The 15,422-nt window shown below is 68.7% G+C and carries 16 protein-coding genes; 8 read left to right on the top strand and 8 right to left on the bottom strand.

Annotation, left to right across the window (positions count from 1 at the left end; translation table 11 throughout):
• The first annotated feature begins 50 nt into the window (after positions 1-50).
• The 3 genes from AC069H_RS30485 to AC069H_RS30475 are packed head-to-tail and all read left to right on the top strand — an operon-like array spanning position 51 to position 3,736.
• Positions 51-1,490, top strand: coding sequence for an MFS transporter (locus AC069H_RS30485; protein ID WP_478234624.1), 1,440 nt, complete (start codon positions 51-53; stop codon positions 1,488-1,490).
• 21 nt (positions 1,491-1,511) lie between these two features.
• Positions 1,512-2,393 carry an AAA family ATPase gene (locus AC069H_RS30480; protein ID WP_478234623.1) on the top strand — a complete coding sequence of 294 codons (882 nt, stop codon included), beginning with the start codon at positions 1,512-1,514 and terminating at the stop codon, positions 2,391-2,393.
• Positions 2,390-3,736 (top strand): vWA domain-containing protein, encoded by a 1,347-nt coding sequence (locus tag AC069H_RS30475; RefSeq protein ID WP_478234622.1) that lies wholly within the window; start codon positions 2,390-2,392, stop codon positions 3,734-3,736. Before AC069H_RS30480 ends, AC069H_RS30475 begins: the two co-directional genes overlap by 4 nt.
• Before the next feature lie 41 nt (positions 3,737-3,777).
• Here the strand turns inward: AC069H_RS30475 and AC069H_RS30470 are convergent, their stop codons facing one another.
• A complete protein-coding gene (locus AC069H_RS30470) occupies positions 3,778-4,599 on the bottom strand; it encodes a lytic transglycosylase domain-containing protein (RefSeq protein ID WP_478234621.1) in 822 nt (273 codons plus the stop codon).
• A gap of 274 nt (positions 4,600-4,873) precedes the next feature.
• Between AC069H_RS30470 and AC069H_RS30465 the strand changes: the two genes are divergently transcribed.
• Positions 4,874-6,577 carry a cellulase family glycosylhydrolase gene (locus tag AC069H_RS30465; protein ID WP_478234620.1) on the top strand — a complete coding sequence of 568 codons (1,704 nt, stop codon included), beginning with the start codon at positions 4,874-4,876 and terminating at the stop codon, positions 6,575-6,577.
• A gap of 70 nt (positions 6,578-6,647) precedes the next feature.
• Here the strand turns inward: AC069H_RS30465 and add are convergent, their stop codons facing one another.
• The gene (add, locus tag AC069H_RS30460) at positions 6,648-7,622 is read right to left on the bottom strand and encodes an adenosine deaminase (RefSeq protein ID WP_478234619.1); all 975 of its coding nucleotides are present in this window, start codon (positions 7,620-7,622) and stop codon (positions 6,648-6,650) included.
• Between the two features lie 153 nt (positions 7,623-7,775).
• Between add and AC069H_RS30455 the strand changes: the two genes are divergently transcribed.
• A complete protein-coding gene (locus AC069H_RS30455; RefSeq protein ID WP_340687748.1) occupies positions 7,776-7,991 on the top strand; it encodes an antitoxin in 216 nt (71 codons plus the stop codon).
• Here the strand turns inward: AC069H_RS30455 and recQ are convergent.
• Genes recQ through AC069H_RS30440 form a run of 3 tightly spaced genes read right to left on the bottom strand, consistent with a single transcriptional unit; the run spans position 7,988 to position 11,051 of the window.
• Positions 7,988-9,820, bottom strand: a complete 1,833-nt coding sequence (recQ, locus tag AC069H_RS30450; protein WP_478234618.1) for a DNA helicase RecQ — start codon at positions 9,818-9,820, stop codon at positions 7,988-7,990. The genes AC069H_RS30455 and recQ overlap by 4 nt on opposite strands.
• A 48-nt stretch (positions 9,821-9,868) precedes the next feature.
• Positions 9,869-10,693 (bottom strand): SMI1/KNR4 family protein, encoded by an 825-nt coding sequence (locus AC069H_RS30445; protein ID WP_478234617.1) that lies wholly within the window; start codon positions 10,691-10,693, stop codon positions 9,869-9,871.
• 10 nt (positions 10,694-10,703) lie between these two features.
• Positions 10,704-11,051 (bottom strand): ArsR/SmtB family transcription factor, encoded by a 348-nt coding sequence (locus tag AC069H_RS30440; protein ID WP_478227125.1) that lies wholly within the window; start codon positions 11,049-11,051, stop codon positions 10,704-10,706.
• 98 nt (positions 11,052-11,149) lie between these two features.
• Here AC069H_RS30440 and AC069H_RS30435 point away from each other — a divergent pair, with 98 nt between their 5' ends.
• Together AC069H_RS30435 and AC069H_RS30430 are read left to right on the top strand one after the other, a co-directional pair.
• Positions 11,150-11,662, top strand: a complete 513-nt coding sequence (locus AC069H_RS30435; RefSeq protein WP_478227124.1) for a mycothiol transferase — start codon at positions 11,150-11,152, stop codon at positions 11,660-11,662.
• Positions 11,663-11,719: 57 nt separating this feature from the next.
• Entirely contained in the window at positions 11,720-12,283 is a 564-nt protein-coding gene (locus tag AC069H_RS30430; protein WP_478227123.1) for a hypothetical protein, read from the top strand.
• On the opposite strand, the gene AC069H_RS30425 is transcribed toward AC069H_RS30430, so the two are convergent.
• Positions 12,280-13,149, bottom strand: coding sequence for a hypothetical protein (locus AC069H_RS30425; protein ID WP_478234733.1), 870 nt, complete (start codon positions 13,147-13,149; stop codon positions 12,280-12,282). The genes AC069H_RS30430 and AC069H_RS30425 overlap by 4 nt on opposite strands.
• Positions 13,150-13,428: 279 nt before the next feature.
• On the opposite strand from AC069H_RS30425, the gene AC069H_RS30420 reads away from it, so the two are divergent.
• The gene (locus tag AC069H_RS30420; protein WP_478227122.1) at positions 13,429-14,379 is read left to right on the top strand and encodes a hypothetical protein; all 951 of its coding nucleotides are present in this window, start codon (positions 13,429-13,431) and stop codon (positions 14,377-14,379) included.
• Here the strand turns inward: AC069H_RS30420 and AC069H_RS30415 are convergent.
• Both AC069H_RS30415 and AC069H_RS30410 read right to left on the bottom strand, forming a co-directional pair.
• Positions 14,369-14,995: a TetR/AcrR family transcriptional regulator gene (locus AC069H_RS30415; RefSeq protein ID WP_340688614.1), complete on the bottom strand. Its 627-nt coding sequence runs from the start codon at positions 14,993-14,995 to the stop codon at positions 14,369-14,371. The two genes, AC069H_RS30420 and AC069H_RS30415, sit on opposite strands and share 11 nt — an antisense overlap.
• Before the next feature lie 92 nt (positions 14,996-15,087).
• Positions 15,088-15,396: a cupin domain-containing protein gene (locus tag AC069H_RS30410; protein WP_478234616.1), complete on the bottom strand. Its 309-nt coding sequence runs from the start codon at positions 15,394-15,396 to the stop codon at positions 15,088-15,090.
• Positions 15,397-15,422 lie beyond the last annotated feature (26 nt).

Genomic DNA, 15,422 nt, shown 5'->3' with positions numbered 1-15,422 from the left:
GCTCCGATTCCGGTCAGAAAGTGGCCGGAAATGATCTTAGCGTTGGTCCCATGACGATGACACTGGACACCCCGAGCGGTGTGACCACGGAAAACGTGGAGAAGTCCTACCGCTGGCGCTGGCCCGCGCTGTTCGTGATCCTGACCGGCTCGGTGATGGAACTGCTCGACATGACCGTCACGAGCATCGCCGGACCGGTCATGCGGGAGTCGCTCGGTGGCGGCACGGCGATGATCCAGTGGCTCGGCGTCGCCTACACCCTCGCGATGGTGTCCGGCCTGCTCACCGGCGGGCGGCTCGGCGACATCTTCGGCCGCAAGCGCATGTTCCTCATCGGTGCGATCGGTTTCGTCGTCGGCTCGCTGTTCTGCGCGATCGCGGTGAACCCGGAAATGATCATCACCGCGCGGGTCGTGCAGGGCCTGTTCGGCGCCGCGATGGTCCCGCAGGGCCTCGGCATGATGAAGGAGATGTTCACCGGGAAGGAGCTTCAGTCCGCGTTCGGCATGTTCGGCCCGGTGATGGGGCTCGCCGCGGTCGGTGGCCCGATCCTCGCGGGCTGGCTGGTCGACGCCGATTTCTTCGGCACCGGCTGGCGGATGATCTTCCTGATCAACCTCCCGATCGGCGCGCTGGCCGTGCTCGCCGCGCTGAAGTTCCTCCCCGAATCCCGGCCCGGCGGTTCGCTCACCCTCGACATCCCCGGTGCGCTGCTCGCCACGACCGGAGCGCTGCTGATCGTCTTCCCGCTGGTGCAGGGCCGCGAGTACGGCTGGCCGCTGTGGACGTTCGCGATGATGGCCGCCGCGGTCGTGGTGTTCGGGGTCTTCGCGTGGTTCGAGAAGCGCAAGAGCGGCCGCGGCGGTGATCCGCTGGTGGAGCCGAGCCTGTTCCGCAAGCGCAGCTTCCTCGCCGGGATGGCGACCGGGACGATCTACTTCGCCGCGTTCTCCGGCTTCGGCCTCGTCTTCACGCTGTACCTGCAGCTCGGGTTGGGATTCTCCCCGCTGAAGGCGGGGCTGACCGGGGTGCCGATGTCGCTGGGGATGATCGTCGGGATGGGCCTGGTGCAGGCGGTGCGCAAGCACGGCCGCAAGGTGCTGCACACCGGTGCGCTCATCATGACCGCCGGCGTGGTCGCGTTGCTGCTGCTCCTCGGCCCCGAGACGGGTCCGTGGCAGCTCGCGCCCGCGTTGCTGGTGGTCGGGATCGGCTCCGGCCTGATCATGGGGCCGTACTTCGAGATCGCGCTGTCCGGAGTGGAACCGTCCGAGGCCGGATCGGCGTCAGGCGCGTTGACGTCGCTCCAGCAGGTCGGTGGCGCGCTGGGGCTGGCGTTGCTGGGCACGGTGTTCTTCGACGCCGGGACCGCGGATCCGACCGGCGCTGCCCAGCGGACGTTCTGGGTGGTCGCGGTGATGGTGATGCTCACGTTCGCGGTCGGGTTCCTCCTGCCGAAGCGGATTCGCGACGTAGAGTCGGCCGGGTAGGCGATCGAGCTGGGAGGCCGCGTGGCTGGGACCGGGTACTTCACATCCGTCGAAGACGTGACGGCGAAGCTCGCCGACACCGGCTACCTGGCCTCCGCGGCCGTCGCCACCACGGTGTTCCTCGCGGACGCCCTCGGCAAGCCGTTGCTGATCGAGGGCCCCGCGGGGGTGGGCAAGACCGAGCTGGCGAAGGCGGTCGCGCAGGCCAGCGGCTCCCGGCTCGTGCGGTTGCAGTGCTACGAAGGCGTCGACGAGTCGCGGGCGCTGTACGAGTGGAACCACGCGAAGCAGCTTCTCCGGATCACGGCCGGTAAGGACGAGACCTGGGACGAAGCCCGCAACGACATCTTCGGTGAAGAGTTCCTGTTGGCCAGGCCGCTGCTGACGGCGATCAAGGGCGACGAACCGACCGTCCTGCTCATCGACGAGACCGACAAGGCCGACGTCGAGATCGAGGGGCTGCTGCTGGAGGTGCTCGGCGACTTCCAGATCACCGTCCCGGAACTCGGCACGATCACCGCCGGGCGCAAGCCGTTCGTGGTGCTGACCTCCAACGCGACCCGCGAGCTTTCCGAGGCGCTGCGACGGCGTTGCCTGTTCCTGCACATCGATTTCCCCGACGCGGCACTGGAACAGCGCATCGTGCGGCTCAAGGTGCCGGGCGTCGACGACGCGCTCGCCGCGTCCGTCGTCAAGGTGATCACCGCGCTGCGGGCGATGGAACTGCGGAAGGCGCCGTCGGTCGCCGAAACCATCGACTGGGCCCGCACTCTGCTGGCGCTCGGCGCGGACAGTCTCGGCGAGGACGTCGTCCGCGCGAGTCTCGGCGTCATCCTCAAACACCAGGACGACGTCGTGAAGGCGGAAGCGCGGCTGGAACTCGGCAAGGTCCTCGACTCGTGAGCGGTGTGCCGGGCAGGCTCGTCGAGTTCGTCGAAGCGTTGCGGGAGCACGGGATCCCTGCGGGTCCCAGTGAGACGGTCGACGCCGCCGCGGCACTGGAAGTACTGGGCCTCGCCTCCCGTGAGCAGATGCGCGAAGGGCTCGCGGCGGCTCTGGTCCGGCGCGGCGGCCAGCGCGCGGTGTTCGACGCGACGTTCGACATCTACTTCCCGCTCGGCGTCGGCGCGCCCTCGCAGGACCCCGTCGAAGACCTGGCCGCGTTGCGGGACCGGCTCGCCTCGGCGCTCGCGGCCAACGACCAGACCGAACTGACGCAACTGGCCGGGCTCGCCGTCGACATGCTGGGGGAGTACGGCGGTACGGCGGGCACCGGCGGGTGGTCGGCGCACCAGACCCTGGAACGGCTTCAGCCGCAGACGCTCGTGGTCCGCGTGCTCGAAGCGATCCGCGCGGGAGCTTCGGACGATTTCACCGACAGACTGGACCGCGACGACGTCCGGCGTCGGGTCGAGGGTTTCCGTGGGCTGGTGCGGACCGAAGCTCGCCGCCGGGTGGCGGAAGTCCGTGGCAGGGAACGGGTTTCGCGGCACGCCGTCCCGCCGGCGGCCGACCGCGTCGACTTCCTGCTCGCCAGCCGCGCGCAACTCGCCGAACTCCGCCGCGTCGTCCAGCCGTTGTCGCGCAAACTCGCCACCCGGCTTGCCGCCCGGCGACGGCGGCACGCGCGCGGGCAGATCGACCTGCGCCGGACGCTGCGGCGCTCGCTGTCCACCGGTGGCGTCCCGATGCGGCCGTCGTACCGGCGGCACCGGCCGGGGAGGCCGGAAATCGTGCTGCTGTGCGACATGTCGGGCTCGGTGGCCGGATTCGCGAACTTCACCATGCTGCTGGTGCAGGCCTTGCGCGACCAGTTCAGCAAGGTGCGGGTGTTCGCGTTCATCGACGCGTGCGACGAGATCACCCACCTCGTCGACACCGGTGCCGCCGATCCGGAGGACCTCGGCGCGCGCATCCTCGCCGACGCGGAACTGACCCGCTGGGACGGGCACAGCGACTACGGGCACGCGCTCGGCGAGTTCGCCGAGCGCTACTCGGACGCCGTGGGGCCCAGGACATCCCTGCTCATCCTCGGGGACGCCAGGACCAACGGCGGCGACCCGAACCTGGAGGCGGTGCGCGGAATGGCCGCCGCCGCGAGGCATACGTACTGGCTCAATCCCGAGCGGACCGCGCTGTGGTCCACCGGGGACTCCGAAGCGCACGCGTACGCCCAGGTCGTCGAAATGCACGAATGCCGGAACGTGCACCAGTTGACGCGGCTGGTGGCTCGTCTGGTCTCGTGAGTGGTAAGGACGGTTAGAACCGTCCTTACCGCTCACGAGGTTCAGGGTTTGAGCGCGGCCTTGCCGTAGGCGTCGGCGTTGCTGAACACTTCCTGCCCGTACGTGGTGGAGTTGTTGTAGGTCAGCACCGCGGTCCACCAGCCGGCGGGGTCTCCGAGGTCGCCGCCCCGCGCGCACATGTACCGCGCGGTCGTCATGGCCGCGTCGTCGATGTTCTGCGGGTCCGGCGCGGCGCCGTCGCCGCTCGCGCGGACGCCGTACCGCTTCCAGGTGGCGGGCAGGAACTGCATCGGCCCGACCGCGCGATCCCACTTCGGATCGCCGTCGAGGGCGCCCTTGTCCGTGTCGACGATCGCCAGCACGCCGGGGGAGCCGTCGAGCGGGATGCCGATGATCGGCGGCGTCACGACACCGTCCTCACCGGCGCGGGAACCGTCGTGCCGGGCGTGCTGGGACTCGGTCCGGCCGATCCCGGCGATGGTCGCCCAGGTGATTTCGCAGCGTGGAGTGGTCTTCGCGGTCTTTTCGGCGGCGTTCACGTAGGCCCGCAGCGCGCGCGAGGGGATGTCCGTATTCTCCGCCACCTTCGCGATCCAGGCGTCCTTCGCGGGCTCCGCGGGCAGCGATCCGGCTTCGCCAGGGATTGCCGACCGGGGGGCGGGTTTGAGCGCGGGGACGACGAATTCCGGTTTCACCGGAACCGGCTTGCGGTCGGTGAGGCTCACCACGACCCAGACGGCGGCGGCCACCAAGGCGCCCACGACCAGGAGCGCGAGCATCACGCAGCCACGCGGGCCGCGTCTCCTGGGCGGCTGTTCCCACTGGTCCATGAGGTCCAGTGCCGAAGGGGACGAAGCGGTCACCCGCTCCACGGTACGTGACGATTGTGGAGAACTTGTGTGGCCCGCCGTCCGGGTGACCCGGCCCACCTCCGCATTTCGTCCTCTGAATGCGGTCCTTGCGCGTGCAACTACCGCAAGTAGAGGACTGAACGCGGGGTGCGATCGCCCCCTTTGACCGGTTGACAGCGCTTCGGTCGGATGGTGAGACTAGTCCGCGTTAGGAAGGTTTCTTAACGAGGGCTCGCCGCGCCCCCTGCTTCACGGAACGCAACGACGCTTCTGAAGGAGGCACAAAGTGGTACGCCCAAGATGGCGGGCGGCGCTGGTCACGGTGCTCGCGACCGCCTCGGTCCCGATCTCCGCCCAGGCCGTTTCCGCGGCTCCAGTCCGCTACGAAGCCGAGAACGCGACGATCTCGCGCGGCGTGGTCGAATCCAATCACACGGGCTTCACCGGATCCGGCTTCGTCAACTACGACAACGTCACCGGTAGCTACGTCGAGTACACCGTCAACGCGGCGCAGGCCGGACAGCACACGCTGACCTTCCGCTACGCCAACGGCACCACCGCCAACCGCCCGCTCGACATCACGGTCAACGGCTCGATCGCCGTCGACGACCTCGGGTTCGCCGGCACCGGCGCGTGGACGACCTGGCGCACCGTCACCACGACGGTGAACCTCGCCGCGGGCGCCAACAAGATCCGCACCACCGCCGTCACGGCGAACGGCGGCCCCAACGCGGACTCGCTGTCGGTCGAGGCCGGCGGCGGTTCCAACGACACCGAAGCGCCGTCGGCGCCGGGCTCGCCCACCACGTCGAACGTGAGCTGTGGCAGCGTGACCCTGACCTGGCAGGCGTCGTCCGACAACGTCGGCGTCGCCGGGTACCGCGTCCTGCGGAACGGGCAAACCGTTGCCACGACGGCGAATCCGCCCGCGACGGTGACCGGTCTCGCCGCGTCGACGGCCTACTCGTTCACGGTGGTCGCCTACGACGCGGCGGGGAACACGTCCGCGCCGAGCGCCACCGTCTCCGCCACCACGCCGGCGTGCGGTACCGGGACACCGGTGTCCATCAACGGAAAGCTCCACGTGTGCGGTGTCAAACTGTGCAACCAGTACGGCAAGCCCATCCAGCTGAGGGGGATGAGCACGCACGGGATCCAGTGGTACAGCCAATGCGTGAAGACCGCCTCGCTGGACGCGCTGGCCAACGACTGGAAGGCCGACATCCTGCGCGTCGCCATGTACATCCAGGACGACGGCTACGAGAGCAACCCGCGCAAGTTCACCGACATGATGCACAACTACATCGAAGAGGCGACGAAACGCGGCATGTACGTCCTCGTCGACTGGCATCAGCTCGACCCGGGCGACCCGAACGCGAACACACATCTCGCGAAGACGTTCTTCACCGAGATCGCCCAGCGGCACAAGGACAAGGTCAACATCATCTACGACGTCGCGAACGAACCGAACGGCGTCAGCTGGGCGGACGTGAAGCGGTACGCCGAAGAGGTCATCCCGGTGATCCGCGCCCAGGACCCGGACAGCGTCGTGTTCCTCGGCACGCACGGCTGGTCGACCTTCGGCATCTCCGACCAGCGCGACGAGACCGACATCCTGAACAACCCGGTCAACGCCACCAACATCATGTACACGTTCCACTTCTACGCGGCGTCGCACCAGGACGAGCACTACGACGCCCTGGCGCGGACGGCCGACCGGCTCCCGGTGTTCGTCACGGAATTCGGCACCCAGACCTACACGGGCGACGGCGGGAACGACTTCACGTACTCGCAGAAGTACCTGGATCTGCTGGCCGCCAAGAAGATCGGCTGGACGAACTGGAACTTCTCCGACGACTTCCGCTCCGGTGCCGTGTTCAAGACCGGAACCTGCGCCGGGAACTCCTTCACCGGCACTTCGATGCTGAAGCCCGCCGGTGTCTGGGTGCGGGACCGCATCCGCACGCCGGACGACTTCCCGACCGGCTGATCCCCTCGCGTTTCGTCCTCTGGATGCGGTACTTGCACGCGCAAGGACCGCATCCAGAGGACTAATTGCGTCAGGAGAGCCAGGCGTCGATCTCTTGGTGGATCGAACGTTTGAGTTCGGCGGGTGCGAAGGACGCGTCGACGGACGCCCTGGCGAGGCCCGCGAGCGCGAGGTCGTCGTAGGCGAACGCTTCGCGAGTGCGCAGGAACTCGTCGGTCAGCGTCGTCCCGGTGACCGAAGGGACATCGGTGCTGAGCGTGACCACGAGCCCGGCGTCGACCAGCCGGGGGAGCGGGTGCTCCTCGAACGAGGGAACCAGCCCGAGCGTCACGTTCGACGACGGGCAGACCTCCAGCGCGATACCGCGTTCCCGCACCTCGGCGACCAGCGCGACGTCCTCCAGGATCCGGATGCCGTGGCCGATCCGTTCGCTGTGGCCGACCTCCAAGGCCTCGCGGATGCTCGCCGGGCCGGCGTCCTCGCCCGCGTGGTGGATCAGGTGCAGCCCCGCCTCTTCGGCCTCGTCGCAGATCCCGGCGAACGGCGCGAGCGGGTACTTCTCCTCCCCGGCGAGCCCGATCGCGAACACCCCGTCCGGCGCGTACCGGCGTGCCAGGTCGAGGGTGAGCCGGGCACGTTCGACCGACCGGCGGCGCGAGTGGTCCAGCAGCACCCGCCAGTGGAGGCCGTATTCGGCCGCCCCCACCGAGAGTCCTTTGAGGACGGACGCCAGCGGCATGTCCGGCTCTCCCAGCCGTTCGCCGTGCGAAGCCGCCGTGAAGGTGACCTCGGCGTAGCGGACGCCGTCCGCGACCTGGTCTTCGCAGAACTCGCGCGCCACCCGTTCGAAGTCCTCGGACCTCCGCAGGCAGGACCGCAGCAGCCCGTTGTAGTCACCGAACGCACGGAAGCCGTCGAACACGGGTTGTTCCGCGGGTACCGCGACGCCGTTCGTCTCGCCGAGGTCACGGAGCGTGTCCGGCCGGATGGTGCTTTCCAGGTGGACGTGCAGATGCGCCTTGGGCAGCAGAGAAAGATCCCGCATGAGCACCAAGTTAGTGGTCACGGCCCTCGTCTCGCGCCCGGTTTTCCGGCGGCCGGATATCCGAAATGAGTGATTCGGCTCGCCGCGGGGAACCCTCGGGGCACCACCGGACGTTGAGCAGGACACCAGACGACCCCGAGGAAAGGGACCACAGTGCCTCTACTGCGGAAGTTGACCGCCCTGGCCGGCACCGCCGGGGCCGTGCGCGCCTACGTGCGGAAGAACCCCGAGAAGGTCTCCAAAGTCGTGAACAAGGCCGCGACCTTCGTCGACCACAAGACCAAGGGCAAGTACCACAGCCAGATCGACGGCGCGGTGCGCAAGGTCGACGGGATGACCGGGCGGCCGCGACGCCCCTACCAGCCCTAAGCTTCAGCGAGCGTCTCGAGGATCTGCTCGCCGTATTTGGCGAGCTTGTTCTCGCCGACGCCGCTGACGGTACCCAGCTCCTGCAGCGTGGTGGGCCGTTTGGTGGCGATCTGGCGCAGGGTCGCGTCGTGGAAGATCACGTACGCGGGCACTCCCTGCTCCTTCGCCGCCGCGGCCCGCCACGACCGCAGCATCTCGAACACCGGCGCCGCCTCGGCGGGCATGTCGGCGGCCGCGGCCTTCTTCGCGCTGGACCGGGCCGCCGCCTTCGCCACCCGCTCCGGCTCGCGCCGCAGCTGGACCCTCCGCTCCCCGTTCAGCACCTCGGCACTGCCCTCGGTCAGCACGAGCGAGCCGTAGTCGCCCTCGACCGCCGCGAGCCCCTGCGCCAGCAGTTGCCGCACCACGGCCCGCCACTCGGGCTCCTTCAGCTCCGTGCCGATCCCGAAGACCTTCAGGGAGTCGTGCCGGTGCTGGGTCACCTTCGGCGTCGACTTGCCGAGCAGGATGTCGATGATCTGCCCCGCGCCGAACTTCTGGCGCCGCTCGTTCTGCAGCCGGACGATGGTCGACAGGATCTTCTGCGCCGGGATCGTGCCGTCCCAGGTCTCCGGCGGCGCCAGGCAGGTGTCGCAGTTGCCGCAGGGCTCGCTCCGCTGCCCGAAATAGTTCAGCACCTGCACACGACGGCATTCGACCGTCTCGCACAGCGCCAGCATCGCGTTGAGGTGGGCGCTCAGCTGCCGCTTGTGCGCCTCGGACCCCTCCGACATGTCGATCATCTTGCGCTGCTGGACGACATCCTGGAGGCCGTACGCCAGCCACGCCGTCGACGGCAGCCCGTCACGGCCCGCGCGGCCGGTCTCCTGGTAGTAGCCCTCGACGGACTTCGGCAGGTCCAGATGCGCGACGAACCGTACGTCGGGCTTGTCGATGCCCATGCCGAACGCGATCGTCGCGACGACGATCAGCCCGTCCTCGCGCAGGAACCGCGACTGGTGCTTCGCGCGGGTCCGCGCGTCCAGCCCGGCGTGATACGGCACCGCCGGAATCCCGTTCTCCACCAGGAAATCCGCGGTCTTCTCGACCGAGTTCCGCGACAGGCAGTAGACGATCCCCGCGTCACCCTTGTGCTCGGTGCGCAGCAGCTCCAGCAGCTGCCGCTGCGGCGAGTTCTTGCCGACGATCCGGTACTGGATGTTCGGCCGGTCGAAGCTCGCGACGAAATGCCGCGCGTCCTCCAGATTGAGCCGGGACGCGATCTCGGCGTGCGTCGCCTTGGTGGCGGTGGCGGTGAGCGCGATCCTCGGCACGTCCGGCCAGCGCTCGTGCACCGCGGACAGCATCAGGTAGTCGGGGCGGAAGTCGTGACCCCACTGGGAGACGCAGTGCGCCTCGTCGATCGCGAACAGCGAGATCTTGCCGCGGTCGAGCAGCCGCACCGTCGACTCCACCGAGAGCCGCTCGGGTGCCAGGTACAGCAGGTCCAGCTCGCCGGCGACGAACGCGGCCTCGACCCTGTTCCGCTCGGCGTAGTCCTGCGTCGAGTTGAGGAAACCCGCGCGGACGCCGAGGTTGCGCAGCGCGTCGACCTGGTCCTGCATCAGCGCGATCAAGGGGGAGATCACCACGCCGACGCCCGGCCGCACCAGCGCCGGGATCTGGTAACACAGCGACTTGCCGCCGCCGGTGGGCATGAGGACGAGCGCGTCACCGCCTGCGATGACGTGTTCGACGATGGCGTGCTGGTCGCCGCGGAAGTCGTCGTAGCCGAAGACGCGGTTCAGCGTTTCGAGGGCTTCCGAGGTACCGATGTCGGGGACTGCCACCCGGACGATTCTAGGGGCGGGGTCCGACAGTCGACGCGCCCGCGCACCTCAGCGCGGGAACTCCCAGTCCAGCGCCCGGTTTCCGGTGACGACCGGCCGGTAGCCGCTGTCGACGGGCCCGCCGGTCTCGAGCGCGGTCGCGGTCTGCTCCAGCAGTTCGGTCAGGGTCGCGGGCCGGTGATCGAAGCTCACCGAACCCTCGTGGTTCCAGTCGCCGAGCCGCCCGGTTCCGGTGCGCTGGTCGAGGAACAGCCCGTCACCACCGCCGTCGACGGCGACGGGCACGAATCGCCCGTGCCACCACGAGCCGACGCTGTCGTCCCACCCGCTCGAGATCAGCACGTCGCACATGACCTTCGCTTGGCTCGCGATGGTTTCGGTGGAAGCGAGGTGGTGGAACGGGGGCAGGGCGAAGCTATCGCCGATGCCCGAAACACCGTCGTGCCGCAGTAGGAAGGCGACGAGTTCGGCGGGCAAGGGGATGCCGGTCTCCCGTTGTGCCTGGGCGATCCGTGCGAGCGTCGCGGGCGGGCGGAGGCTCGCCGCCGTCGTCGGCGCGTGGGCCTTGAGCCACCGCTCGACGCGCTCCCAGGCGGCGTTCACCCGGCGGGTGGTCGCCTCGGGGACCGGATCGAGCGCGGCCGGGCCCTGTCCCAGGCGGCAGCCGCTGTCGACGGTGAGCGTCGGCCGGGTCGTGGGCGCGGGCGCGGCGGTCGAGTAGGACGGCGTACGTGGTGTCGTCGGCGGGGCCGCCGGGTACCACTGCGCTCCCTTGTCCTGCCCGCCACGCACCGTGACCGCGAAAACGAGCCCCAGCACGATGACGACACTCGCTACGGCGATCACGACGGCACGCCCCCACCCCTTGCGCATGGGGGCGACCCTAGTCGCCGTCTTCGGCGGCCTTCCGGCGTTCACGGCGGCCGCGCGCGATCTCGGTGGCGAGCGCGTCGAGCGGACCGGTCCAGAACCGCCGGTACTGGTCCAGCCAGCCGTCGATCTCCTTGAGCGGGCCCGGATCGACCGAGTACAGCCGTCGCGCGCCCTCGGCGCGGACAGTGGTGAAGCCGTTCTCGCGCAGGACGCGCAGATGCTGGGAGACCGCGGGTTGCGAGATCCCGAACTCGGCGCGGACCACCGCGGTCACGTCGCCGGAACTCTGCTCCCCGCCCGCCAGCAGTTCCAGGATCCGGCGGCGTACCGGATCCCCGAGGACGTCGAACGCGTGCATCCGGCAACTATCACGGCGTGGGCTTATATAAGTCAAGGTTGTAAGGCAGGGGTCACCTTGCGGTGGCATCGTGGGCGGGGACGCAGGAAGGGGATTCGATGAAACTGGCCGAAGTGGTGGCCGACGGGTTCGGCCGCGTCCAAGAAGTCGTGCACGACGCCGTCGAGGGGTTGAGCGCCGACCAGCTGACCGCGAGCCCGGCGCCGGGCGCGAACACGATCGCCTGGCTGGTCTGGCATCTGACCCGGGTGCAGGACGATCACGTCGCCGACCTGATGGGTACCGAGCAGATCTGGACCGCGCAGGACTGGATGGGCCGCTTCTCGCTGCCTTTCCCGGCGTCGGACATCGGTTACGGGCATCGCCCCGAGGACGTGGAGGCCGTTCGTGCCGGCTCCGCCGACCTGCTGACCGGCTACTACGACGCGGTGCACGAAGCGACGACGGCATGGGCCGCCGGACTCGGCGAAGCCGACCTCGACCGTATCGTCGACGAGGCCTGGGATCCGCCCGTCACTCTCGGGGTTCGCCTGGTCAGCGTGCTTTCCGAGGACCTCCAGCACGCCGGGCAGGCGGCGTACGTCCGAGGGCTCGTACTCCGCGATACGTAGGCGAGGTGCCGCTCCACGACGGACGACGGGAACGCCGCCCGCGGAAACACTGGTCGCATGAGTACTTCCACAGTGCGGCGACCGCCGATGACGCTCACCCCGCGGTGGCGGAAACTCGTCCTCGTCGTCCATGTCGTTTCGTCACTCGGCTGGCTCGGGATCACCATGGTGAACGCGGTCCTGACCATCACCTCCGTGTTCACCGACGACCCCCGCCGCCAGCACGCGGCCATCCTGATGATGGAGCAGATCGGCGGCTATCTCCTGCTGCCGGTCAGCATGGCCGCCCTGGTCAGCGGGGTCGTGCTCAGCCTCGGCACGAAATGGGGCCTGATCCGGTACAAGTGGGTCGCGATCAAACTGGTCCTGACCCTGATCGCCACCGGGCTGACGCTGTTCTCGCTGCTGCCGGGCATCCGGGAACTGGCGGCCGCCGCAGAGTCCACTTTGGACGGTGTGTTCGTGGAGGCGGGACGGCGCGTGGACGGGTTCTACCCGATCATCGTGTCCACGACGATGTACGTGACCATGACCGTGCTGTCGGTGTACAAGCCGGGCGGCAAGACCCCGTACGGACGCCGGGTGACCGCCACGCGGGTTCGTGACCGGCAGCCCGCTTAGAACTCCTCGAGGGCTTCGCCGATCCGCTCGGCTTCGGCGCGCAGATCGTCCAAGACGGTCTGCGCGGCCGTGGTCTCCCCGTTCGCCGTCTCTTCCTCGAGTTCGGCGTCGGCGAGCCGCCGCCGGAGGTCGTTCGCCCTCTCCGTGGCCTTTTCCGCCCGGCGTTCGGCGCGGGCCACGTCGATCTCGGCCTGTTTGCAGGCCTTCGCGAGCTCGGCGGCCTCGCGCCGGAGCCGGTTGAACTCCGCCACCCGCTTCTGTTCGCGTTCGGCCTCCTCGCGGGCCTTGTCGATCCGCTCCTGCTCGGCCTTCTCGGCGGCTTGCCGCTTCGCCTTCCGCCGATCGTCCAAATGCGACACTGTGGCGGGTTTCTCCCGCTCCGGCGCGGGCTTCCGCTTCGGTTGCGGGGTGAACCCGCTGGTCAGCCACTGGTCGCCCGTGCTGTCCGCCCCGCTGCTCAGCCGTCCGGCGAGTGCGAGCGCCGCGACCTCGGGATCGGCCACGACGGCTTCGAGGGTGGCTTCGACCTCACGGGCGACCGGCTCGCTCATCGAACGTTCGTCCCGCAGGATCCGGTTCACCAGCTCCTGCCGCCGCCGGGCGAGTTTGCGCAGGTCCTCGCCTGCCAGCGCCGAATGCGCCTTGCGCAGATCGTCACCGAGCCTGGCCAGTTCCGCCAGCTCAGGGGAGCCGGCCCGGCGGTTGAGGATCGAGGCCGCGAGCGTGGGCTTCCGCAGGGCGCGGATGCGCTCGGCCAAGGCGGGGTCCCCCGCTGCCTTGGCCTCTTTCGCCCGTTGGTTGCGCACCGACACGAACTCGGCCGGATCGCCGGCGTAGAGCTCGTCCGCGACCTCGTCGAAGTCCATCGCCCTCCGCAGGGTCAGTGGCCGGTCAAGGCCGGATCGGGTGGCCATGCTGCCGTACACCTCCGATGATGATCCCACGAGATTCCGGAGCTTTCACCTTTTCGGAGCTATTCGGCCGCCTAGCGGATCGGGCGTTTCGGCGGCACCCGCCGGACCGGTGAATCCGGATTGCCCGGAGCCGGTCGGACCAACGCAAGATCGGCACTTTGGAGGTGGCTTCCTCCCGATGGCGGAACAACGATGGGATCAGGGGAAGCCATCGGCCGCTGGAGGCACCGAATGTCCGTCACCGAACACGTTCCCGTCTCACCGCAGGCGGGTTTCCTCGGTTCCGGACCGTATCCGGAACACCGATGGCGGGTGGTCCTCTGGTCCGTCCTGGCGGGATTCGCGCTGACCGTGGTCTGGTCGGCGCCCTTTGTGGACAGTGTGATCGGTGACAGCGTCGCCGACACCCTGCTGGGACACGACGCCAAGGCGACCCCGATCGGCGGAGTGCTGGCCGGAACCTTCTTCGCGTTCGTCTCGGGGCTGGCCGGAACGTTCACCGCGTGCAACATCGCCGCTTTCGGCGCCGTCGCCCCGCTCGTCGGCGGACGAACCACCGGGCGGCCGAAGTTCACGGACACACTGAAGCCACTGGGCTGGATCGCCGCGGGAATGCTGACGGTTTCCGTGGTGTACGGCGTCATCGTCGCGCTGGTCGGCACACGGATGCCGCAGTTCTCGACGGCTTCGTCATCCGGTGGGCTCACCCCGCGGAACATCCAGTCGATGATCGTCTACGGCGTGATCGGGATCGTGTTCATCGTGCTGGGCCTGGCTTCCGTCGGTATCGTCCGCAACCCGATCGCCGGGCTCACCCGCCGGTTCCCGCACACGCCGCTCGTGCTGATGGGCGCGCTCATCGGCGGGTTCCTGATCGGCAGGCCGTTCCCGCTGTTCCGGATGATGTTCCGCAGCGCGGCCGAAAGTCACAACGTGTTCTACGGCGCCGCTGCCTTCGCCCTGCAGTCGGTCGGCAACATCCTGGTGATGGCGCTGTTGTTCCTTCTGCTCACGCACGGCACGGGCGGGCGGCTGCAGCGATGGATGCTCGCGAAGCCCACCAGGATCGCCGTGGTGACCGGTGCCGCGTTGCTGGTCGCCGGCACGTTCACGCTGCTGTACTGGGATCTGCGCGTGCTGGGCCGGACGGGCGTCATCTGGTACCCGACGATCAAGTGGTGAAGAGCCGGGCCAGTACCTGCTCCACCGAATCCTGAAGGCACCTCGCCGCGTCCTCCCGGCCGGCGAGGTGTTTCAGCAGGCCTTGCTGGAACAGGCCGTCGAAGAGCGCATACGTCGTCGACGGGGAGAAATCCGTCGGCTTGCCCAATAGTTCCGCGTACCGGGAGACGACCCGCCAGATCATCAGTTCGAGGGTCTCGTCGATGGCGAGAACGTCGGCCTGGAACAGCTTCTCGAACAGGCTCTGGTTGCGCAGGTCGTACCAGAGCCGGTGCAGCCGCGCGTTTTCCCGCAGCGTGGCCGCCGTCGCGGCACCGAAGGCCGTTCTCAGTTCTTCGGCCGTTTCCGCGGTTTCGACTATCCGGTCGTACCGGGTGACGCATTCGGCCTTGTACTGCTTGACGCAGTAGGTGATCAGCTCGGCCTTGTCACGGAAGTAGTAGTGCAGGACCCCGTGGGAGAACTCGGAGTTCTGCGCGATCTCCCGAAGGCTCGTGCGCGCGTAGCCCAGCTCGGACAACGTGACCAGCGCCGACCTCGCCAGCTGCGCACGCCGTTGGCCGAACCTGTCCACCGTGCGGGTCTCGTCCCCGCTGCGGCCCGCCACGTCGGTCACAGTTCCCGGTTCCCGTCGCCTCGGGTGCCCGCCGTCCGCGAGCACGTCGTCGGATTCTAGCCCGGGAAAGGGTTTTCTTGCGCCCGACAGAATTACTCGAGCCACTCGGTGATGAAGTGGTCGCTCTCGTGGATGTGGACGGCTTCGTAGATTTCCGGCCCGATCACGGCGAACTTGTGCGGGGTCTCCGCGGGCACGACCAGGACGTCACCCGCCCCTCCTTCGCGTTCGGTGTCCCCGATGGTGAACCTGGCCCGGCCGCGGATGACGACGAACGTCTCGCGGTACGGGTGCTGGTGCAGCCTCGGTCCGGAACCGTCGACGTCGGTCCGCTCGCGGATGATCGAGACTCCGGAGCCGATGTCGCGGCCTTCGACATTTCCCAGGGTTTCGATGGTCATTCCGCCACTGTAGCCCTGGTCACGGG

It is taken from the genome of Amycolatopsis sp. NPDC043887, assembly GCF_056435665.1.
This window is presented reverse-complemented; position numbering and strand designations above follow the sequence as displayed.

Bases quoted from the DNA above. Each gene is read 5' to 3' on its own strand.
- AC069H_RS30485 (WP_478234624.1), top strand. From the start codon at position 51: ATGACGATGACACTGGACACCCCGAGCGGTGTGACCACGGAAAACGTG.
- add (WP_478234619.1), bottom strand. From the start codon at position 7,622: ATGCGGGATCTTTCTCTGCTGCCCAAGGCGCATCTGCACGTCCACCTG.
- AC069H_RS30445 (WP_478234617.1), bottom strand. From the start codon at position 10,693: ATGCGCAAGGGGTGGGGGCGTGCCGTCGTGATCGCCGTAGCGAGTGTC.
- AC069H_RS30440 (WP_478227125.1), bottom strand. From the start codon at position 11,051: ATGCACGCGTTCGACGTCCTCGGGGATCCGGTACGCCGCCGGATCCTG.
- AC069H_RS30435 (WP_478227124.1), top strand. From the start codon at position 11,150: ATGAAACTGGCCGAAGTGGTGGCCGACGGGTTCGGCCGCGTCCAAGAA.
- AC069H_RS30430 (WP_478227123.1), top strand. From the start codon at position 11,720: ATGAGTACTTCCACAGTGCGGCGACCGCCGATGACGCTCACCCCGCGG.
- AC069H_RS30425 (WP_478234733.1), bottom strand. From the start codon at position 13,149: ATGGACTTCGACGAGGTCGCGGACGAGCTCTACGCCGGCGATCCGGCC.
- AC069H_RS30420 (WP_478227122.1), top strand. From the start codon at position 13,429: ATGTCCGTCACCGAACACGTTCCCGTCTCACCGCAGGCGGGTTTCCTC.
- AC069H_RS30410 (WP_478234616.1), bottom strand. From the start codon at position 15,396: ATGACCATCGAAACCCTGGGAAATGTCGAAGGCCGCGACATCGGCTCC.